The following is a 21,043-nucleotide window of genomic DNA, read 5'->3' on the forward strand; positions in this document are numbered from 1 at the left end:
CGATATAATACGCAGTACGAAATACGCAATACGAACACGGAATTATATTGAAAACTCAGTAATAACTAATGGAGCAAGAAGCTAAACCAAAGACTATATTATCCGGTATAACCCCTTCGGGCAAACTGCATTTGGGTAATTATTTCGGCGCTATCCGCCAGCACATCCAGATGCAGGAAAAGGGCGATGCATTCTATTTTATCGCCAACTATCACTCCCTGACCTCGATCAACGACGGGGAGGAGATTCGTCAAAATACCTACGATATAGCACTGGACTACCTGGCGCTGGGACTGGATCCCGAAAAGTGCACATTTTTTGCGCAGAGCGACGTGCCGCAGGTAACCGAGCTGGCGTGGATATTAGGCACCTTTTGCCCGGTCAGCCTGATGGAGAAAGGCGTTGCCTATAAAGACAAAGTAGCCCAGGGACTGAATCCCAATATCGGGTTGTTTACCTATCCGATTCTGCAGGCCGCGGACATCCTCATATACCATTCCGACCTGGTACCGGTGGGGCAGGATCAAAAGCAGAATATTGAGATCTGCCGCGACCTGGCGGGTAAATTCAATCACCATTATGATGGAGAATACCTGAAGCTGCCGGAAGAGCATATCGTGGAATCGGTGGCTGTGGTCCCCGGCCTTGACGGGCAGAAGATGAGCAAGTCGTATGGAAATACGATCGGTATTTTTGATGAGGGAAAAACGTTGAAAAAGAAAGTGATGTCGATTAAAACCGATTCCACCCCGCTGGATGATCCCAAAGATCCGGATTCCTGCAACGTATTTGCGCTGATCAAGCTTTTTGCCGAAGAGGAGAAGCAGAACGAGATCGCGGAAAAGTACCGGGCCGGCGGGTATGGATACGGGCACGCCAAAAAAGAGCTGCTGGGAATGATTAATGAATATTTCGGGGAAGTCCGCGAAAAGCGCAGTAACCTGGCGAAGAATATGGATTATGTGACCGACGTACTGCGCGAGGGAGGCAGGAAGGCACGCGAGCGTGCCGAAAGCGTGATGGAACCTGTACGGGAGGTAACCGGTATTGTCCGAAACTTTAATATTTTGGAAGAAGCCAAATGATTTTAATTATCGACAACTACGATTCCTTCACTTATAACCTGGTTCACATTGTGGCGGGCCATACCGATGCCTACCGGGTGGTGCGCAACGATGAGATGACAGTAGAAGAAGTCCGCGAAATGGCTCCCGCCGGAATCCTTATCTCCCCCGGACCGGGCCGGCCCGGCGAGGCCGGTATCACGGAACCGGTGATCGAGGCCCTTGGCGCTCGGATACCAGTACTGGGCGTTTGTCTTGGGCACCAGGCGATAGGAGAGGTGTTTGGAGGAAAAGTGGTACACGCACCGAAACTGATGCACGGGAAAACGTCGCAGATCCACCATGATGGCAAAACCATATTCAACGGCATCGCTGATGGATTTACGGCTACCCGCTACCATTCGCTGGTCCTTGATCCGCATCAAATACCGGGAGCACTGGAAGTAACAGCCCGAAGTGAAGATGACGTTGTCATGGGGGTGCGTCACCGCCAGTTCCCTGTTGAGGGAATCCAGTTTCACCCGGAAAGTATCCTGACCGACGCAGGCCCCCGGCTCGTGGCCAACTGGCTGGACAGTGTTGGAGTCACAAATATTACAAAAAAGGTGTAATTAAGCAGGATATCGGAAGGACCTATATTGGCTGCTTATATAATTGAACACGAAGTTTCGCAGTTATTTATTAATTTTTTGTAGCAAAAGGCATGGAAAAATTTACGGATATACTTGAAAAACTGCTCGATGGGAAGGATCTCACAGATGATGAAGCCACCTCGGCCCTGCAGTCGATTATAGAAGGGGAAGTCAACGATCCCCAGACGGCCGCGTTTCTGTATGGAATGCGGGCCAAGGGAGAAACCATATCGGAGCTGACGGCGTTTGTCCGCGTTATGCGGGATGCGGCGATCAAGCCGGAGGTAGACGTTGAGGGGGCAGTAGATCTTTGCGGAACCGGCGGCGACCAGGCGGGAACATTCAATATCTCGACGGCCGCGATGTTTGTTGTTGCCGGCGCCGGAGTGCCCGTCCTGAAACACGGGAACCGTAGTGTCTCCAGCAAAAGCGGCAGTGCCGATGTCCTGGAGGAGCTGGGGGCGGTTATTGACCTGAAAAAGGAGGGAGTGGAAGAGGTCTTTAACGAAACGGGCCTGGTTTTTATGTTTGCCCCCAATTTCCATCCCGCCATGAAGCACGTGATGCCTGCCCGCAAGGGTCTGGCAATACGGACGTTTTTCAATATCCTGGGGCCGCTGCTGAATCCCGCGGGAACCCGCCGGCAGATGATCGGGGCCTTTAACAAGGAAACGGCCCGCACGATAGCACACATCCTTGCAAACCTCGATACCCGTTTTGCCTACACGGTGAATGCCCACGACGGGCTGGATGAGATAAGCCTGACGAGCCAGTCTGAAATATATGAACTCAAGGATCAATTTGTGTCAGATGCGATTACCTTTGACCCGCGATCCCTGGATTTTGACTGGGTTGACATGGAGGAGCTGATGGGAGGGGATGCACGGACCAATGCCGCGATTATGCAAAATATTATGAAGAATAAAGCCGCGCCAGCCCAGACGAACATTACGAAGCTTAATGCCGCGTTCGCCATCCATGCAAGCGGCAAAGTCAAACACCTGGATGAAGCCAGGGAGCTGGCCGAAGAAAGCCTCCGATCCGGAGCAGCCCAAAAAGCGCTGGAACGATATATCGAAGCTAGTAACGACATCGCGTAAATCCAGTTATGGCCACTATTTTAGAACAGATTGTTGAACAAACGGCGATCGATCTCAAGAAACGCCGGAAGCAGGTCTCACTCAGAGACCTGGAGAGTATGGAGTGTTTTGAGCGGAATCGGCGAGATTTTGCGGAAGCACTTGCCGGGAGTGAAACAGTTTCAATTATCGCGGAAATAAAAAAGGCATCGCCCTCGAAGGGACTGATCCGCAGGGATTTTGACCCCGCGCGTATCGCAGGCCAATACCAGCGGGGCGGGGCGGCAGCCCTTTCGGTATTGACCGATGAACCCGCCTTCCAGGGACACCTTGAGTATCTTGAAACCGCTTCTAAAACGGTTGAAATCCCTTTGTTGCGAAAAGATTTTATTATCGATCCATATCAGGTCAAGGAAGCCCGCGCCTATGGGGCGGATGCCGTGCTGTTGATTGCTGCCATAACAGAAGGGAATCAATTGTCGGAGTTGCTGGCGGCGGCGCGTGATTTTGAAATTGACGCCCTGGTGGAGGTTTACTCGGAGGAGGACCTGGATGTCATTGACTTAACCCAGGTCGATATTCTGGGCGCCAATAACCGGGACCTGCGCACGTTTGAGGTAGACCTGCACCGCGGTATCGGGCTTCTTCAGAAAGCTGAGGATGGAACGGTGCGAGTATCGGAAAGTGGACTCAGTTCTCCCGAAGACATCAGGCTGTTGCAGGAACAAGATATCCACGCTGCCCTTATAGGGGAATATTTTATGCGTCAGCCGGATCCCGGGGAAGCGGTTAGGCAGCTGATCGAAGGAGCCAAAATATTAAAAGCAGAAAAGGAAGAAAACTTTGACAAATGAGATATCTGCGCACGGGAAAAGGTCACTTAAAAATGAATTAAGTTGAATACACGGCCACACCAGGACCGGGCGAAACGCCGCTTTGCAAAGAATCCTGAAAAGATTTCCTAATTAGTTAGAAAACAGATGTTTGCTGATCGTTCACAACGAACAAAAGTAAAAATATGCGGACTCACGAACCTGCAGGATGCACGGTTTACTTCCGGGGCGTTGGCTCACTATATGGGATTTGTGTTCTATGAGGAGAGTCCGCGTTATATCGAACCGGGAGAAGCGGGCGCCATCATCAACTGGATTGAAGGTCCCGAATGTGTGGGGGTATTTGTGAACCAGCCGCTGGATGATGTGAACATGATTGCGACCCAAACCGGGATAGATCTGGTACAGCTGCACGGCAATGAGTCGCCGGAATACTGTGGACTGATCGAAAAATCTGTGGTCAAGGCGATCCATGTAAGCAGTTCGGATTCGGCCAAAAGTATTCACCGGAAGGTGGAGCCGTACCGGTCACAAGTGGATTACCTGCTGTTTGACACCAAGGTAGACGGGCTTTGGGGCGGTACCGGCCAAACATTTGACTGGAATATCATCAGGGATGTGGCTGACGGAATTCCGTTTTTTCTCTCCGGTGGACTGGATGTTCAGAATGTTCGCCGGGCTTGCAAAGTTGCCGATCCCTATGCCGTGGATCTTTCCAGCAGCCTGGAGAGCAAGCCGGGTAAAAAAGAGTATGACAAAATTGAAGCGTTTATGGATGAGATGCGCGACATATGGAACCTTCAGGAGACAGGAGACCTGTAGGAATTTAAAATCCAAATTGATCAAATGACAAGATCTATGAAATACGATTTGCCGACAAAAGAAGGGTATTACGGGAAGTTCGGGGGGAAATTTGTCCCTGAAATTTTGATTCCGGCCATTGAAGAGCTGGAAGCCTCGTTTGATGATGCGTGGAGCGATGCCGCTTTCCAGCGGGAATTTCGATCGCTGCTTAAAGAGTATGTCGGGCGCCCGACTGAACTGACCTATGCCAACCGCCTGACGGAGCACTATGGCAAGGCTCGAATCTACCTGAAACGGGAGGATCTCTGCCATACCGGCGCTCATAAAATAAACAATGCGCTGGGACAGGTACTGCTGGCCCGGCGGATGGGGAAAGACCGCATTATTGCCGAAACCGGTGCGGGTCAACATGGAGTGGCCACCGCTACCGCCTGTGCAAAGTTTGGGGTAAAATGCATTGTGTATATGGGGGCTGAAGACATTGAGCGCCAGAAGCTTAATGTCGATCGTATGCGGCTTCTTGGAACCGAGGTCCGGGAAGTGACCAGCGGCTCTCAAACGCTGAAGGATGCCACGAACGAGGCGATCCGAGACTGGGTAACCAATGTGGATGACACGTTTTATGTCATCGGTTCCGCCGTGGGACCTCATCCCTATCCCAAAATGGTGCGCAGTTTCCAGCGTGTCATCGGTGAGGAAACAAAGGAGCAGATCATGGAGGCCGAAGGCAGGAGTCCGGACTACCTCGTGGCCTGTGTCGGCGGCGGGTCAAATGCCATCGGGTTGTTTGCGCCCTTTGTGGATGAAGAGTCTGTCAAGATGTACGGTGTTGAAGCCGCCGGCCTGGGAGCTGATACCGACCAGACGGCCGCCACGATCACCATCGGTACTGAGGGAATTTTGCACGGATCGAGGAGCCTGCTACTCCATGACAGGGAAGGGCAGGTTCAGCTGGCCCACTCCATTAGTGCGGGCCTGGACTATCCCGGCATCGGCCCTGAACATGCCCACCTGTTCGAGTCGGGCCGCGTCACCTACCGGGCGATTACCGATGAACAGGCAATGGAGGGCGTAAAGCTGCTTTCCGTTACCGAAGGCATCATCCCGGCCCTTGAAACAGCACACGCGGTGGCATACCTTGACCAATTGATGCCGGAAACTTCAGGGGGTGAGATCCTGGTCCTCAACTGTTCTGGCCGCGGGGACAAAGATATGACTACCATCTCCAAACATCTTTAGCACATTGGAGCGGAGTGCCCTGATTTGCCCATGCCCAGCTGTAGTTATCCCGATCATTTTCCTGTACCCTTTATTTTAAATGACCAAATATGATATATAATGATTGAAACCGACCGACAAAATCGTATCAAAAAGCTGTTTGACCAGCACGATTCTTCCAAAATTATGAGCTTGTTTCTGACGGCCGGCTACCCCGACCTCGAGTCGACCGTAGACCTTATCCTCGGTTTCGAAGAAAACGGGGCCGAGCTGATCGAGCTCGGCATGCCGTACAGTGATCCACTGGCCGACGGACCGACAATCCAGTATTCCAGTGAGGAAGCCATCAAAAATGGCATTACGATGGACAGGATATTCGAGATGGTCAGGCAGGTGCGGCAAGAGTCCGGGATCCCGATCATCCTGATGGGATATATGAATCCCGTGTTGCGCTATGGAGTGGAATCTTTCTGCGAGAAGGCTGCCGACGTTGGGGTCGACGGGCTCATCATCCCGGATATTCCCCCGGAGGAGTCCGCGCTGATCGACGAAGAGGCAAAAAGCCACGGTCTTTCGATGATCTACCTGGTAGCTCCCAATACGTCGGACGAGCGGATGCGAAAAATCGATGAGAAGTCGGAAGGATTTGTGTACTGTGTGTCAGTGACAGGCGTAACCGGGGCCCGCGAGGGGGAAGAGGTTGCAAAATCGGTAGCCCGGTTTATTGATCGGGTGAACGAAAATATTGTGAAAAATCCCAAAATGATCGGCTTTGGCATACGCTCGCATGAAGACGCTGAGCGTATTGCGGCAAAAGCCCAGGGTTTTATTGTAGGCAGTGCACTCATCGACAACATACGCCGTCATTACCCTGAAAACGGCTGGAAGGAAAAGGTGTTTGCTTTTGTTAACAGGTTGAAGTATGGTAAGCAGTAATAATCAATTTAAAGTAATTTCCGATGAAGTTTTTAAAATCGATAATTCTGGTTCTCCTACCTGCCATCGCCTTTCTCTCCTGTGATGGTGACTACCGCAGGGAAGCCCAGGGGCAGTTTGGGAATGTGGTGGTTTTGATGGATTCCACCCGGTTTGACAGCGAAACAGCCAATGCGATCCGGGCTACCTACGGCGGAAAAATCGAATATTTCCTCGGATATGAGCCCCGCTTCAATTTGACATTCAGGGATTTTGAAACCAACGAGGAGCTGGAGGAGATCAAATTCAATAAAAATATTATCGTTGCCTCCCCGATTGATGCTGAAACCAATGTGGGCAGCTTCGTCAGGGCCCTGTTGAGTGATGAAGTGGAAGAGGCGGTGAGAGCAGGTGAGGCGTACGCGTTCCCCCTTCAGAACCGGTGGTACCGCAACCAGTGGACCATGATACTCAGCTCCGAGAGCGACTCAGCACTGGCCTCCAAGATTAGGCGTGGCCAGGAAAATATTGTTCAAAGTCTTGTGGACAAAGAGCTGGCGCGCTGGACCGAAGAGATTTACGAGAGAGGGGAGAAGTTTGCTATAGAAGATTCCATGATGGCCAATCACGGCTGGAAAATACGCGTACAACACGATTATTACACCCACCTGGATACCTCTTACGTCGATGAACAGGGCGAGACCAATTACTTTTATACGCTGCAGCGGCAGTTGCCCAACAACGATCGCCGTTTCTGGGCATGGTGGAAAGAGGATGTTCCCAACATAAATTTTATGGATCAGGACTGGATCAACGCCAAGCGCGATTCCCTGTGGAAAAAATGGATCCGTGGTTCGCGCGACAGTTCCTATGTGACAACAGAATATCGCATTTCACCCCGAACACGATCGTTTGAACTGAATGGCGATATTGCTTACGAAACGCTTGGCTGGTGGAGGATGACGCATGACGCGATGGGCGGACCGTTTGTCAATCTCACTGTTTATGATGATGAGACCCAGCGACTGTTTATGCTCGGATTTGTCCAATTTGCCCCTAAATATCAAAAACGGCGATTCGTACGCCAGTTCAGGGCGATGGTTCGGACATTTGAAAGCGATTCTACCTGGAACCAACCCGATTTGGCAACCAATAATTAACCAATAACCACACCAGGTGTCGGAACGAGCACAACAAAGGCATTTTATTGACCAGGCCCTTGAACTCCGTACACAGGAAGACCGGCTCCGTACCCTTCAGCCGTTAAACCCCGGAGAAGACGGTATTGAGGTCACACGGGACGGAGTGAACTTAGTCAACTTTTGCTCCAACGATTACCTGGGCCTGTCGCACCACCCGAAACTCCGGGAGCGTGCCCGGCAATATGCGGATAAGTATGGAGTCGGATCTGCAGCCTCCCGGCTTATCAGCGGTACCTATACCATTCACACACGGCTGGAACGCAAAATTGCGGAACTATTTAATGCCGAGGCGGCCCTCCTTTTCAACAGCGGTTTCCAGGCCAACAGCACCATTCTCCAGGCACTGACAGATCGAAATTCGCTGATTTTGGCTGACAAGCGGTCTCATAACAGTTTGCTGCAGGGAGCACTCCTGAGCCGGGCCACATTCCATCGGTTTAATCACAACGATATGGAGCACCTGGAGAGGTTACTTGAAAAGGGCACCTCCAGATCCTATAACCGGATTTTAATCGTCACCGAGACGGTTTTTAGCATGGACGGCGACCGGAGCGACCTGGAAGCGGTCTGCAGGCTCGCGGAACGGTATGAGGCGCTGCTGTTCGTGGATGATGCTCACGCGGTTGGTGTATGGGGCGAAAGGGGACGCGGGCTGGCTTTTGATCAGCCGCGAGTGGATCTTACCCTCGGAACGTTTGGCAAAGCGTTTGGCGCGTTTGGCGCATTCGTGCTGTGTTCAGAAAAAATAAAACAGTACCTGGTCAACTTTTGTCCCGGATTTATCTATACGACGGCCCTGCCTCCGCCCGTTGTCGGTGCCCTGGATGCCGCTGTAGACCTTATTCCCCGTTTGGAAGCGGAGCGCACCCGGTATCACCAGATAATCACAACCCTTAGACAACAAATTAATGAATACGGGTTTGATACGGGAGGCTCTGCTACTCAGATTATTCCTGTGATTATTGGGGATGACCGGGAAACACTGCAGCTGGCCGATTTTATGGAGGAGAATGGAATCCTGGCCACCGCTATCCGACCGCCGACGGTACCTGAGAACAGTGCCCGTATCCGGTTGACGATCTCAAGCAAACACCAGGCCCGGCATATTGATCAACTTACAAAAGTACTTCGGAGGTGGAATGAAGGATAGCGCTCAACTGGTTGCCTGGCACGGCTGGGCTTTTGACCGCACGTGCTGGGAGCCTTGGGAGAATGTGCTCCCGGATCAAATCTTGCTACACCCCTCCGACAGGGGGTATTGGGGAGATCCCCTGACCGTAAAAGTCATTGATGACCAGGACATAACGCTCGTATTCACTCACTCCTACGGGTTGCATCTGTGTCCCGGCCAGCAGCTTGCCCAGGCAGACATGGTGGTCATATTTGGTGGTTTTCGGGAGTTTCATCCGGTTGCGGCCCAGTTCAACAGAAGATCAAAACTTATTCTGAATAAGATGATTCAGTCTCTTGAGGAAGATCCTGAACCGGTACTTCAGCAGTTTATGGAAAATGCCTATAAGCCTGAGCAACCACCGGAAATCGACAGCAAAAAGGCAGATCACCAACAGCTTTTGCACGATCTCCGGGCGCTTAATCAGTCTTCGCTGGACATACAATCACTGAAAAAAGGACAAAATATCTGTATCCTTCACGGTTCCTCTGATGCTATTGTTCCCAAAACAAAGGGACGTGAGCTATATAATATCTTCCAGGAAAACGCCACCTATTTTGAAGTGAGAGGAGCCGGACATGCGCTGCCGTTCACCCATGTTGAGCAGTGCTGGGCTTTTATTCAGCCCGAGATCGAGAAATTGTTTGACTAGGTAACATTCTTCCCGGCGTTAACTCAACGGAATCGATCGCATTGAGAAATAATTCAGGAAAATTATAGCAGAGCAACAACGTGATGAGCGAAACCAAAAACTTCACCAAATCAACCATACGGAGCAATTTTGGAAAAGCGGCCCCTTATTATGATAATCACGCTGAGGTTCAACGCGGAATAGCGGACCGCCTGATCGCATCCCTGCGACCGTGGATCGATATACTGCCCAGGGGCCCCATTCTTGAAGTGGGCTGCGGTACCGGGTTTGTGACCGAGGGTCTTATTGAACTGCTGCCGAATCGCCGGCTGGAGGTCACCGATATTTCGCCGGAGATGGTTGCAATATGTAAACAGAAATTTGGGGATCACGACGCAGCTACATTCCGGACCCTCGACGCAGAGAATCTCGATGTGGAGCCGAAAACGTATGCCATGACGGTCAGTGGGTTTGTAGCCCAGTGGTTTGAACACCCGGCGATTACCCTGGGACGGTTCCTGGAGGCGACAAAGCCTGGCGGACTGCTGCTGGGGTCGTTTCCGGGTCATGAAAGTTTTCCCGAATGGAAGGAGGCGTGTCGCGATCTGGGCCTCCCCTACACCGGCAACGAGCTGCCCGACACCGAAGAATTGCTGGTCAAGCTCTCCGGGGGACCCGTACAGGTTGACTACTTTGAAGATACCGTGGTCCAAAGGTTTGAAAGTGCGGCCCATTTTTTCCGCCACCTGAAGAAAATGGGCGCCGGAACCCAGCAACAGGGACGGCACCTCTCGCCCCGGGAAATGAAAATGCTCGTCACTCACTGGGACAACAAAACGAGTGGTAACATTGAGGTTAGCTACCACGTGGTGTTTATTGCGGTCAAGCGTAATTTTGACTCGTAATGCAGCTGTTATCGGGGATCGGCCTCCCCGGGGATACCTTTTGTTTACAAAAAAGGGTGTTATTCATAAATTCCGTGGAGATAAAAATCGACCATTGCCGGTCAAATGAAGTGTCGCCAACATTCGAATTGCGCAGTGAACTTTACTAAATCTTAAAATCGTGCATAAGCTACCCCCCGCATTTTTTGTTACCGGTACAGATACCGGCATTGGCAAAACCGTGATTTCAGCGCTTTTAACCCAGGGATTGAACGGTACCTACTGGAAGCCGGTTCAATCCGGACTTGAAGAAGAGACCGATACCCAGTTTGTGCAGCGGGTTACGAATATATCTAGCCAGCAGTTTGTTTCCGAACAGTACAGGCTTACAGAACCACTTTCACCCCACGCGTCCGCGGCTATCGACGGAATTGAGATAGAGTTTCACAAATTTGAACTTCCGGATTTTGAAACAGGTCACCTGGTGGTTGAAGGAGCCGGCGGATTGATGGTTCCGTTGAATAATGAGTATATGATTATCGATCTCATCAAATATTTGAACCTGCCCGTTCTGTTGGTATCCCGAAGTGAGCTGGGGACCCTGAACCACACGTTTCTCTCTCTCGAGGCGTTGCGCTCCCGCAGCATCGATGTTTTGGGAGTTATTATGAATGGACCCAAAAATGACAGTAATCGCCGGGCTATTGAAAAGTACGGGAATATACGGGTACTGGCAGAGATTGAGCCGCTGCAACAGATCGATGCCCCGACCCTCCAAAAAGAATTTGAGAAACATTTTCCTGACCTGTAATCAGCCGGCAAAACAGACTGGTAACGGAAGGCGGAATTTTATCCCAAAATGGCACACCTGGAAAGCACTACAAGTGGGCTTTGCAAAACCAGGGATTTTGGTCAAGATCAACCCCTGAACGGATTCGGAACCGCAGTTTATATCTCATAAATGAGGATTTCAAATCCGCGAAATTGACGATATTGGCCAAAACAACAGATTTGCAAAGTCCTCTACAAGTTTAAATTCATTGTAACAATTCTCCACAGAATCCCAAGATTTAACATTTCTCATGCACAGAAACATTTGGTATCCCTTTACCATCATCAAGAATGCACCAGAACCGCTGAAAGTGGATAGAGGGAAAGGACTTTGGCTGGAACTGGAAGACGGTCGCCGCATAATGGACTGCATCTCCAGCTGGTGGGTAAATATTCACGGTCACGCGCACCCGAAGATAGCGGATGCCATCCGGCAACAAGCCCACAAACTGGAACAGGTTATTTTCGCCAATTTTACGCACGATCCCGCTGAACAAGTTGCCGAACAGCTTACAGACCGTTTGCCGGGTGATCTAAACCGGGTATTTTTTTCTGATGATGGATCCACGGCCGTGGAAGTGGGTATGAAGATGGCCTGGCAGTACTGGAAAAACAGGGGCGAGGAGCGCAAGACGTTTATCTGTTTTGAAGGCGCCTATCACGGTGATACTTTCGGGGCGATGTCGGCGGGCGGGCGGTCCGTTTTTACCGAGGTCTTTAGTGAGTTGCTGTTTGACGTTGAATTTTTGCCCTATCCCCATACGTGGATCGAAGACGACTCTGCGGAGGAAAAGGAAGACCAGGTCATCAACCAGCTGGAAGAGATGCTCAATGAAAATCCCGATCGCTATGCGGGTATCCTGCTGGAACCGCTGGTCCAGGGTTCCGGGGGCATGCGGATGTGTCGACCAGGTTTCCTGCAAAAGCTGCAGTGGGTGAAACGCCAGTATGGAACACTGCTGATGTTTGACGAGGTGATGACCGGCTTTGGACGCACGGGCCGGTGGTTTGCGAGCGACCGCGCCCAGGTACAGCCCGATATTATCAGCTTGGCCAAGGGGCTCACCGGCGGGTTTCTTCCGCTTTCGGTGACGGTTTCTTCTGATAAGGTTTATGAAGCCTTTGACAGTGAAGATCCCCAAAAAACATTTTGGCACGGGCACAGCTACACAGCCAATCCCATAGGGTGTGCGGCCGCTCTGGCTTCGATGGAACTGATGAACGAGCACGAACCGGTTTTCCGATCAATGGAAGATTGGCACAAAGAGGAGCTTGGCGCACTGATGGATCACCCAAAACTAAAAAAACAGCGCGTAACCGGTACGATTGCAGCCATGGAGATTGTCACAGACGCCGAGGATGGGTATCTGAATGAAGTAGCCGATCGCATCAAAAAGGAGTGCGTGGATCACGGTCTCCTGCTTCGGCCCCTCGGGAATGTACTGTACCTGATGCCGCCATATTGTACCACGCGCGATCAACTTACGACGATGTACCAGGGCATTCGGGCGTTGCTTGAGTAGATGTCCGCTAATGATTGGTGCTTTCCCGATGCAGAGAGCACGAAGAACCCGTTTTAAAAATTTTGTACCTTGATGCTTCATTCTTAAACCTGCTAACCTACCGTATTTTATGAGATTTTATCTTTATACCGTTCTGCTAATCTGTTGTACTACCCTTGCAACGGCCCAGGAGAAAGAGGAGGCCTGGGATGTGACTGATCCCGGAGGACCCTATGAAGAGGTGGAAATAACCACGAATGAGGGAACCTGGATGAACCTGGATGTAAGTCCGGATGGCGATCATATCGTTTTTGATCTGCTGGGTGATATCTTCATTATGCCGGTGGAAGGAGGAGAAGCCCGTATTTTGCGGGAAGGACCGGCCTATGAAATACAGCCCCGGTTTAGTCCTGATGGCAGCCAGATCTCCTTTACCAGTGACGCCGGCGGTGGGGATAATATCTGGGTGATGGACCGTGACGGCACCGATGCCCGGCAGGTGACCAACGAGGAGTTCCGGCTGTTGAACAATGCGGTATGGTCGCCGGAAGGAGATTACCTGGTCGCGAAAAAGCATTTCAGCTCTACCCGTTCGCTGGGCGCGGGTGAACTGTGGCTTTACCACAAAAGTGGCGGCGAGGGAATTCAGCTGGTCGAGAAAAACAATGATCAGCAGGATCTCGGCCAGCCATTTGTTTCGCCCGACGGACGGTACGTGTACTACAGCGAAGCAGTATATCCCGGCGGATATTTCCAGTATAACAAGGATCCCAACAGCCAGATTTACCAGGTCCAGCGATATGACCGCGAGACCGGGGAGACCGAACGTATTACAGGCGGAGCCGGCGGTGCGATCAGTCCGACGATCTCTCCCGATGGTACAAAGATGGCGTTCGTGCGCCGTGTGCGTGCCAAAAGCGTGCTCTATATTCATGACCTGGAAACCGGCATTGAGACACCGGTCTACGATCAGCTCAGCAAGGATCAGCAGGAAGCCTGGGCTATTTTTGGACCGTATACCAATTTTGACTGGACACCGGATGGCAGGCATCTCCTCTTCTGGGCCAGGGGAAAAGTTTACAAATTGAACGTGGAAACCCTGGAAGACCAGGTAATTCCATTTGAAGCAACTGCTACGCACCGTATCTATGATGCCGTCACCTTCAGGCAAAATCCCGCTCCGGACAGGTTTACAGCCAAAGCGATTCGCCATGCGGTAACCTCTCCGGATGGCAAGCTGCTGGTGTTTAATGCGGCCGGCAAGCTCTGGCAAAAAGAGCTGCCGGATGGCACTCCCGAACGGTTAACGGGAAGTCCATACCTGGAGTTTGAGCCTGCGTTCTCCCCGCAGGGCGATCAGCTGGTCTATACTACCTGGAGTGATACCGCAAAAGGGGCGATCATGGTGCTGGATCTCGATCAGCAAGATAGAAAGCCTGTTGAAATAACGTCGGAAAAAGGGATCTATCGAAATCCATCGTTTTCACCGGATGGAGAAACGATCCTGTTCCGCATGGAGGAGGGCAATAACCACCACGGGTACGCCTATACCAAAAATCCCGGAATATACACCATGCCCGCCGGGGGCGGACCGAAACACCGGATCGTGGATCACGGTACCGATCCGCAGTTTAGCACAGACGGGAAGCGTATCTTTTTTCTTGGAGGATCATACCTGGATAATGCATTCAAGAGCGTAGATCTGTCTGGCAACAACGAACGAACGCATTTCACCTCCAAATATGCCAATAATTTTGTGGTGAGTCCCGACAACAACTGGATAGCGTTCAATGAACTGTTCAAGGTCTATATTGCGCCGTTTCCCCGGTCGGGTACCGATATAACGCTCAGTGCCGACACCAAGGCGATACCGGTCACTCACGTGGCTGAGGATGCCGGCATCAACCTGCACTGGTCGGCCGACAGTGACGAGCTGCGCTGGACACTGGGGGAAGAGTATTTTTCGGTTGCGCTGCAGGATGCGTTTGACTTTCTGAATAATGATCTGGAAACAGGCAAGGAGCTGCCCCTGGGGCATAAAGAGGGCAAGCCGATAGGACTTGAGCTGGAAGCCGACAAGCCTGAAGGGATGTTGGCGCTGACCGGGGCGCGCCTGATTACCATCAACGGGGAGGATGAGGTGATTGAAAACGGGACTGTCGTCGTTGATGGCAACCGAATTGCGGCAGTCGGTCCCGCCTCCGGGGTAGATATCCCGGATAATGCAAAAGTGGTGGATGTGAGCGGTAAAACGATTATCCCGGGCATCGTGGATGTGCACGCCCATATCGGTAACTTCCGGCAGGGACTGAGTCCACAGCAGCAGTGGGAATATTTTGCAAACCTGGCATACGGAGTAACTACAGCACACGATCCATCCGCCAATACCGAGATGATTTTTTCCCAGGCCGAGATGGTTCGTTCCGGAAATATGGTGGGACCGCGCATCTTTTCCACCGGTCGTATCCTCTACGGGGCAGATGCCGAATACAAAGCAGTAATCAATAATTATGAGGATGCGAAATCGGCTATTGAGCGCACGAAGGCATTCGGGGCATTTTCGGTGAAGAGCTACAATCAGCCCCGGAGAAACCAGCGTCAGCAGGTGATCAAGGCGGCCCGCGAACTCGAGGTCATGGTAATGCCGGAAGGGGGCTCCACGTTTACCCACAACATGAGCATGATTTTGGACGGCCATACGGGAATAGAGCACAACATCCCGATTTTTCCCGCCTACAATGACGTCAAAACGTTATGGAGCGAAAGTGAAACCGGGTACACTCCGACGCTGGTCGTAAATTACGGAAGTATCAGCGGCGAGTACTACTGGTATCAACATACCAACGTGTGGGAGAAAGAGCACCTGCTCAATTTTACTCCGCGTTCCATAATCGACGCCCGGTCTCGCCACCGCACCAAAGTTCCCCATGAAGAATATGAAATCGGCCATATCGCCAGTGCGGCCCTTGCCAAAGAGCTGTACCGCCGGGATGTAACGGTGAACCTGGGAGCTCACGGTCAGCTACAGGGGCTGGGGGCACATTGGGAGCTCTGGATGTTTGAACAGGGGGGGATGACGGAGATGGAGGCACTGCGAACCGCCACGATAAACGGGGCCCGATATATTGGTATGGATCATGAACTGGGATCGTTGGAGGAAGGAAAGCTGGCAGACCTGGTGGTGCTTGATGGCAATCCGCTGGAAAACATTCGAAATACGGAGCAGGTGGCCTATACCTTGATTAACGGGCGTCTGTATGATGCGGCAACCATGAATGAGGCTGGACATCGTCAAACAAAACGACTGCCGTTCTGGTGGGAGCAGGAGGGGTACAATCCCGGTCAGTTTGACTGGCACGCCGACTCCCACACCCGGGTTCACGGGGCGATCCAGTGTAGCTGCGGAATCGGTCGATCCCACTGAACGGACTGAGTGCGGGGAACAGGAATGTCCTTTAGAGGAGCACGACGCAACGCTGTGATAAATCCGTTAAACAGTATGTAACACGGTGGTTAATCCCACATTTCAGTCTGCGCTATTTGTAAATGTATATCATAAAATAGTCAGAAGACGTAACTTTTGGGAAATCCTTTAAACAAGCTGACGTTATTTAATAACTCTCATCCAAATTCCGTACTTTTGCAGGGTAATTGTCATTTTGAATTTTTAGCAGAAACCAATGAGTGAACAGTACACGGAACGGGAAGAAGTAACCATTCGATTTGCCGGTGATTCCGGTGATGGAATGCAGCTGACCGGCTCCCTATTTACCAATACCACCGCCCTGGAAGGGAATGATCTTCGCACCCTTCCTGAATTTCCGGCCGAAATTCGGGCACCTGCGGGCACAGTACCCGGTGTTTCCTCCTTTCAGCTCCATTTCGGGAGCAAGGAAATCCTGACTCCCGGTGATAAATGTGACGTGCTGGTAGTCATGAATGTAGCTGCATTGATCGCGAATCTCCCGCTCCTGAACAAGGGGGGGACGATTATTGCAAATACCTCCGGGTTCGACAGCCGGAACATGAACCTGGCCAATTACGAAGGCGATGTCAGTCCCCTGGAGGACGACACGCTATCAGAATATAACGTGCTGGAGGTCGATGTCACCAAGCTTACCAAGGAGAGCCTCTCCGACAGCGAGCTGGGATACAAGGAGATTGAGCGTTGTAAAAACATGTTTGTACTGGGACTCCTGTACTGGATGTACAGCCGGCCGCTGCAGTCGACGATTACGTTCCTGGAACAGAAATTCAAGGATAAGCCGGAAATTGCGAATGCCAACATTAAGGTGCTCAAGGAGGGATACCACTACGGGGAAACCACCGAGGTATTCAGCTCACGGTATTCAGTGAAGGAAGCCTCGCTGGAACCGGGGACTTATCGCAATATAACGGGTACCGATGCCACGGTCCTGGGGCTTGTGTCGGCGGCGCACCAAAGCGAGCTTCCGCTCTTTTTCGGTTCCTACCCGATCACCCCGGCCTCCGATATTCTTCACGGGCTTTCAAAACAGAAAAACTTTGGTATCTATACATTCCAGGCAGAAGATGAAATTGCGGCGGTATCCTCGGCCATCGGGGCAGCGTTTGGCGGCAGTCTCGGCGTTACCAGCTCGTCGGGTCCCGGCATCGCTCTTAAAGGAGAAGCAATTGGACTGGCTGTCATGCTAGAGCTGCCGCTGGTGGTACTCAATATTCAGCGAGCCGGCCCGTCTACCGGTATGCCCACCAAAACGGAGCAGGCTGACCTGATGCAGGCGATGTATGGCCGGAACGGGGAAAGCCCGGCGGCGATCGTTGCTCCAAAATCGCCGGCCGATTGTTTCAATATGGTCTTTGAAGCCTGTCGTATCGCCCTTGAGCATATGATCCCGGTGATGTTCCTCTCGGACGGGTACCTGGCCAATGGTTCGGAACCGTGGAAATTTCCCCAGACCAGAGATCTGAAGAATATAGACGTGCAGTTTGAACCCGCGCGTACCAACGGTGACGGGGAGAAATTTCTGCCATATGTGCGTGACGATCGCTATGTCCGTTCATGGTCCATTCCGGGTACCAAAGGGCTGGAACACCGCGTGGGAGGTCTTGAGAAGGAGGATGAAACCGGTGACGTTTCGTACGATCCCGAAAACCACGAAAAGATGGTCAGGCAGCGCCAGGCCAAGCTTGATAAAATCGCGGAATTTATTCCCCTGCAGGAGATAGACAACGGGATCGAAAACGGGGAGACAGTCGTGCTGGGCTGGGGATCAACCTACGGGTCCATACGAACGGCTGTTCATGAGCTGCGAGAGGAGGGGATGGACATTTCTCATATCCACCTGCAGTATATCTCGCCATTTCCCCGGAATCTCGAGGAGCTTTTGAACGGGTACGACAATGTACTGGTACCGGAAATAAACAACGGTCAGCTGGTACGCCTGATCCGGGATAAATTCCAGATAAAGGCGACAGGCATCAACAAGATCAAGGGGCGCCCCTTTGGCGTTGAAGAGCTCAAAAACGAGATTAAGGCGTCGGTCTGATACCCTGCGTAAATTAGCTATACCATATTTTGAATACTGAACACCTCATTTTTTAACCATGGCTATCCAAACCAAAATAACTGAACACCTTGAACAAGTAACCAACGGTAACGGGGATCTGCCGGAGTATTCCAGCAGCGATTTCTCTTCAGACCAGGATGTGCGCTGGTGTCCCGGCTGTGGCGATTACACTATTCTCAAACAGGTTCAAAAGACGATGCCTGATATCGGGGTGGCCAAAGAAGATATTGTTTTTATCTCCGGTATCGGCTGTGCAGCGCGTTTTCCATACTACATGGATACGTTCGGAATGCACTCCATTCATGGTCGTGCCCCGGCTATTTCTACAGGGCTAAAAGTGATGCGCCCTGATCTCAGCGTGTGGATCATTACAGGCGACGGCGACTCGCTTTCGATCGGAGCCAACCACTTTGTCCAGATCCTGCGCCGCAATGTGGATGTCAATCTGCTCCTGTTTAACAACCAGATCTACGGGCTCACCAAAGGGCAGTATTCGCCGACCTCCCCGGAGGGTTCCTCGACCAAATCGACCCCGTTCGGTTCGATTGATCATCCCTTCAACCCGCTTTCGCTCAGCATGGGGGCTGACGGCACATTTGTTGCCCGGACGATGGACCGGGATCCCCGCCACATGCAAAAAATGTTGAAGCGTTCCCACCAGCATAAAGGCACTTCCATGCTGGAGATATACCAGAACTGCATTGTCTTTAACGACGGCGCTTTTGAATTGTTTACCGACCGTAAAACACGACCCCGGGAGGCGATCTACCTCGAAGATGGAGAACCACTCGTGTTTGGAAAGGATGACGACAGGGGCATTCGCCTCGACGGCCTGAAGCCGGAAGTGGTTTCGCTGGAAGAAGATGGATACAGCAAGGATGATCTCTGGGTTCATGACGAGACAGACAAGACAAAAGCCTACCTGCTTTCCCAGTTTTTTGATGCGCCGGCACCCGGCGAAACACACCTGCCGCGTCCGTTTGGGGTGCTTTATGCCGTTGATCGCCCCACATACGATGACGGCGTAAACCTGCAGGTGGAAGAGACCGTTGAACGCAAAGGAAAGGGCGACCTGGATGCGCTGCTCCACGGACCGGAAACATGGGAGATTAAATAAAGAGGCTCGCTATTTTATCAATCTCAACCCTCGAGGGATTTATATCTCCCGGGGGTTTTCTTTTATACCAACTCCTCAGTTTTAATAACAGATACGCCAATTTTTTTCAGCTCTTCGATTCCCTTTTTGTAGACTCCTGAAGTAGCATCCTGTATCAAAACTGTTTTAAAATCGCGTTCGCTGGCCTCATAGATCGTGGTACGTGGACAGTTCGGGAAATTGCATCCGGCAATCACCACCGTGTTGACCTGCTGCTTCTGCAGCATCTGTTGCAGCCTGGTTTGGTAAAATGCGCCCCAGCGGGGCTTGAAAAGGGCCCATTCCGTGGATGAGAATGGCTGGGGTGCACCGCTCATAAGAAGATTGTGATCGAGTGATATGCCGGTATCGGGTTTTAGCTCGTGAACGAGCTCGGCACCGGGGGTACCGGGAGCCACCACCTGATTCCCCTGCTCAACCGAAGCCCGACGACATAGATCCACATTAGAGCCATCCCGCCGGTACAGGCGGACAATATGGAATACAGGTCGCTTTTTATGGCGAAAATATGAGAGTAAATCCTGCAAATTTTCTAGCATTTCTTCCGTGCCGTGGATGTAGGCGGGAGCGTCCGGCCGGGTAAAGTCTTCCTGCATGTCGATGGTCAGCAGGGCAGAGCGCGACCAGTCCGGTTGTGTATAGCGATCGTTACCCATAGTATGGATGAGAAAGACGTTTTTAGGGCAGCAGTTTAAAATCGTAATTCACTTCGCTTTTTATCTCCATCCGGGGGAAATCGATGGCATCTTCGGTAGCTTCCTCTTTCAGCTGGTTATAAAATGATCTGGAAAACAGAAGCCGCTCATATTCCCGCCCATTTTCCATAATATAATCTTTTATCGCGCCTCGCACTCTGTTGAGTTTTTCCATAAAACTAGGGTCATTTTAGGGATTCAAACTAAAATTCCAGTGTGAACAGAAGCAAAAGTAATACATTGGAAGCGTGGTTTACAAGCGGGACGCAACAGGGAACTGCAGTTATTAGCCCTGGTTCGGGGAGGGTGTGCGAAACTCTCTCTGGACATACTTGATGTTGTCGATGATATATTTAGAGAGTACTGTTCCCGCTTTCCCGGTACTAAAGGTTTTATCCGCTGCCGATTTTTGGGTGGCCGACTCATAGAATTTGATTACTAATTCTGCAATCGGGTTGTGGTCACGGTCGTCCTGCAACAGTTGGGTGATGAGCGCACTGTATTTCGAAAGCCGATTTTTAAATTCCTGGTGTGCCGTCTCAATATTCAGATCGGGATTGGTAGCTGATCGGCCTGTTTCCTTCCGCAAAACAGCTGTAATTACCTCGTCGATCAGCGCCTTTTTGTTATCTTGCTCACCATACTGCAGGTAAAAAATGGTGGTGACAGTCAGCGCAAAATAGGTCAGCTCAATAGTTCGGACCGTTTCTGGTTGTTCCTCTAAAATTTCTTCAAAAAAGCGAGACAATACCGCCTGTCCGCCGACGGTTTGTTTGGTAAGTTTTTGTCTTGTCTGGTGGTTGTGATCCAAGATAACAGGACGAGTAGTTGTATTAATATTCAGTTTAGCAAGGTTTGAATCGAACAGAGCATTCAG

18 protein-coding genes and 1 pseudogene are annotated in these 21,043 nt (G+C 51.4%); 16 read left to right on the forward strand and 3 right to left on the reverse strand.

Features of this window, described 5'->3' with window-relative positions:
- Positions 1-68 precede the first annotated feature (68 nt).
- From trpS to ACG2E4_RS05635, 16 genes and pseudogenes are all read left to right on the forward strand, one after another.
- Positions 69-1,085 carry a tryptophan--tRNA ligase gene (gene trpS / locus ACG2E4_RS05560; protein WP_395275949.1) on the forward strand — a complete coding sequence of 339 codons (1,017 nt, stop codon included), beginning with the start codon at positions 69-71 and terminating at the stop codon, positions 1,083-1,085.
- Entirely contained in the window at positions 1,082-1,675 is a 594-nt protein-coding gene (locus tag ACG2E4_RS05565) for an anthranilate synthase component II (RefSeq protein WP_395259886.1), read from the forward strand. The genes trpS and ACG2E4_RS05565 overlap by 4 nt, the downstream gene beginning before the upstream one ends.
- A gap of 92 nt (positions 1,676-1,767) precedes the next feature.
- Entirely contained in the window at positions 1,768-2,796 is a 1,029-nt protein-coding gene (gene trpD / locus ACG2E4_RS05570; RefSeq protein WP_395259888.1) for an anthranilate phosphoribosyltransferase, read from the forward strand.
- A gap of 8 nt (positions 2,797-2,804) precedes the next feature.
- Positions 2,805-3,629, forward strand: a complete 825-nt coding sequence (gene trpC / locus ACG2E4_RS05575; RefSeq protein WP_395259891.1) for an indole-3-glycerol phosphate synthase TrpC — start codon at positions 2,805-2,807, stop codon at positions 3,627-3,629.
- 126 nt (positions 3,630-3,755) lie between these two features.
- A complete protein-coding gene (locus tag ACG2E4_RS05580; protein ID WP_395259893.1) occupies positions 3,756-4,430 on the forward strand; it encodes a phosphoribosylanthranilate isomerase in 675 nt (224 codons plus the stop codon).
- Positions 4,431-4,466: 36 nt separating this feature from the next.
- The gene (gene trpB / locus ACG2E4_RS05585) at positions 4,467-5,651 is read left to right on the forward strand and encodes a tryptophan synthase subunit beta (RefSeq protein ID WP_395259896.1); all 1,185 of its coding nucleotides are present in this window, start codon (positions 4,467-4,469) and stop codon (positions 5,649-5,651) included.
- Positions 5,652-5,750: 99 nt separating this feature from the next.
- Entirely contained in the window at positions 5,751-6,566 is an 816-nt protein-coding gene (gene trpA, locus ACG2E4_RS05590) for a tryptophan synthase subunit alpha (protein ID WP_395259899.1), read from the forward strand.
- Between the two features lie 23 nt (positions 6,567-6,589).
- Positions 6,590-7,705 carry a DUF4837 family protein gene (locus ACG2E4_RS05595; RefSeq protein ID WP_395259902.1) on the forward strand — a complete coding sequence of 372 codons (1,116 nt, stop codon included), beginning with the start codon at positions 6,590-6,592 and terminating at the stop codon, positions 7,703-7,705.
- Positions 7,706-7,721: 16 nt separating this feature from the next.
- Positions 7,722-8,897, forward strand: coding sequence for an 8-amino-7-oxononanoate synthase (gene bioF, locus ACG2E4_RS05600; RefSeq protein WP_395259905.1), 1,176 nt, complete (start codon positions 7,722-7,724; stop codon positions 8,895-8,897).
- Positions 8,887-9,570 (forward strand): hypothetical protein, encoded by a 684-nt coding sequence (locus ACG2E4_RS05605; RefSeq protein ID WP_395259907.1) that lies wholly within the window; start codon positions 8,887-8,889, stop codon positions 9,568-9,570. The genes bioF and ACG2E4_RS05605 overlap by 11 nt, the downstream gene beginning before the upstream one ends.
- Positions 9,571-9,653: 83 nt before the next feature.
- Complete coding sequence (locus ACG2E4_RS05610) at positions 9,654-10,454, forward strand: methyltransferase domain-containing protein (protein ID WP_395259911.1); 801 nt, start codon at positions 9,654-9,656, stop codon at positions 10,452-10,454.
- A gap of 160 nt (positions 10,455-10,614) precedes the next feature.
- Entirely contained in the window at positions 10,615-11,244 is a 630-nt protein-coding gene (gene bioD, locus ACG2E4_RS05615) for a dethiobiotin synthase (RefSeq protein WP_395259913.1), read from the forward strand.
- Between the two features lie 268 nt (positions 11,245-11,512).
- Positions 11,513-12,787 (forward strand): annotated as a pseudogene (gene bioA / locus ACG2E4_RS05620) (adenosylmethionine--8-amino-7-oxononanoate transaminase); the annotation flags it as partial.
- 109 nt (positions 12,788-12,896) lie between these two features.
- Positions 12,897-16,190: an amidohydrolase family protein gene (locus tag ACG2E4_RS05625; RefSeq protein ID WP_395259916.1), complete on the forward strand. Its 3,294-nt coding sequence runs from the start codon at positions 12,897-12,899 to the stop codon at positions 16,188-16,190.
- Between the two features lie 256 nt (positions 16,191-16,446).
- The gene (locus ACG2E4_RS05630) at positions 16,447-18,294 is read left to right on the forward strand and encodes a 2-oxoacid:acceptor oxidoreductase subunit alpha (protein WP_395259919.1); all 1,848 of its coding nucleotides are present in this window, start codon (positions 16,447-16,449) and stop codon (positions 18,292-18,294) included.
- A gap of 58 nt (positions 18,295-18,352) precedes the next feature.
- Positions 18,353-19,432, forward strand: a complete 1,080-nt coding sequence (locus ACG2E4_RS05635) for a 2-oxoacid:ferredoxin oxidoreductase subunit beta (RefSeq protein WP_395259922.1) — start codon at positions 18,353-18,355, stop codon at positions 19,430-19,432.
- A gap of 62 nt (positions 19,433-19,494) precedes the next feature.
- On the opposite strand, the gene ACG2E4_RS05640 is transcribed toward ACG2E4_RS05635, so the two are convergent.
- The 3 genes from ACG2E4_RS05640 to ACG2E4_RS05650 all read right to left on the reverse strand — a co-directional run bounded on the left by ACG2E4_RS05640 (position 19,495) and on the right by ACG2E4_RS05650 (position 20,977).
- Positions 19,495-20,127 (reverse strand): cysteine hydrolase family protein, encoded by a 633-nt coding sequence (locus ACG2E4_RS05640; protein ID WP_395259924.1) that lies wholly within the window; start codon positions 20,125-20,127, stop codon positions 19,495-19,497.
- 22 nt (positions 20,128-20,149) lie between these two features.
- Positions 20,150-20,341 carry a hypothetical protein gene (locus ACG2E4_RS05645; protein WP_395259927.1) on the reverse strand — a complete coding sequence of 64 codons (192 nt, stop codon included), beginning with the start codon at positions 20,339-20,341 and terminating at the stop codon, positions 20,150-20,152.
- Positions 20,342-20,452: 111 nt separating this feature from the next.
- Positions 20,453-20,977 (reverse strand): hypothetical protein, encoded by a 525-nt coding sequence (locus ACG2E4_RS05650; RefSeq protein ID WP_395275950.1) that lies wholly within the window; start codon positions 20,975-20,977, stop codon positions 20,453-20,455.
- Between the last annotated feature and the right edge of the window lie 66 nt (positions 20,978-21,043).

Source organism: Halalkalibaculum sp. DA384 (assembly GCF_043951955.1).
Lineage (GTDB): Bacteria > Bacteroidota > Rhodothermia > Balneolales > Balneolaceae > JAMQKA01.

What these genes read in the sequence shown, in the direction of transcription:
- trpS (WP_395275949.1), top strand. Translation starts at nt 69, where the DNA reads ATGGAGCAAGAAGCTAAACCAAAGACTATATTATCCGGTATAACCCCT.
- ACG2E4_RS05565 (WP_395259886.1), top strand. Translation starts at nt 1,082, where the DNA reads ATGATTTTAATTATCGACAACTACGATTCCTTCACTTATAACCTGGTT.
- trpD (WP_395259888.1), top strand. Translation starts at nt 1,768, where the DNA reads ATGGAAAAATTTACGGATATACTTGAAAAACTGCTCGATGGGAAGGAT.
- trpC (WP_395259891.1), top strand. Translation starts at nt 2,805, where the DNA reads ATGGCCACTATTTTAGAACAGATTGTTGAACAAACGGCGATCGATCTC.
- ACG2E4_RS05580 (WP_395259893.1), top strand. Translation starts at nt 3,756, where the DNA reads ATGTTTGCTGATCGTTCACAACGAACAAAAGTAAAAATATGCGGACTC.
- trpB (WP_395259896.1), top strand. Translation starts at nt 4,467, where the DNA reads ATGAAATACGATTTGCCGACAAAAGAAGGGTATTACGGGAAGTTCGGG.
- trpA (WP_395259899.1), top strand. Translation starts at nt 5,751, where the DNA reads ATGATTGAAACCGACCGACAAAATCGTATCAAAAAGCTGTTTGACCAG.
- ACG2E4_RS05595 (WP_395259902.1), top strand. Translation starts at nt 6,590, where the DNA reads ATGAAGTTTTTAAAATCGATAATTCTGGTTCTCCTACCTGCCATCGCC.
- ACG2E4_RS05605 (WP_395259907.1), top strand. Translation starts at nt 8,887, where the DNA reads ATGAAGGATAGCGCTCAACTGGTTGCCTGGCACGGCTGGGCTTTTGAC.
- ACG2E4_RS05610 (WP_395259911.1), top strand. Translation starts at nt 9,654, where the DNA reads ATGAGCGAAACCAAAAACTTCACCAAATCAACCATACGGAGCAATTTT.
- ACG2E4_RS05625 (WP_395259916.1), top strand. Translation starts at nt 12,897, where the DNA reads ATGAGATTTTATCTTTATACCGTTCTGCTAATCTGTTGTACTACCCTT.
- ACG2E4_RS05630 (WP_395259919.1), top strand. Translation starts at nt 16,447, where the DNA reads ATGAGTGAACAGTACACGGAACGGGAAGAAGTAACCATTCGATTTGCC.
- ACG2E4_RS05635 (WP_395259922.1), top strand. Translation starts at nt 18,353, where the DNA reads ATGGCTATCCAAACCAAAATAACTGAACACCTTGAACAAGTAACCAAC.
- ACG2E4_RS05640 (WP_395259924.1), bottom strand. Translation starts at nt 20,127, where the DNA reads ATGGGTAACGATCGCTATACACAACCGGACTGGTCGCGCTCTGCCCTG.
- ACG2E4_RS05645 (WP_395259927.1), bottom strand. Translation starts at nt 20,341, where the DNA reads ATGGAAAAACTCAACAGAGTGCGAGGCGCGATAAAAGATTATATTATG.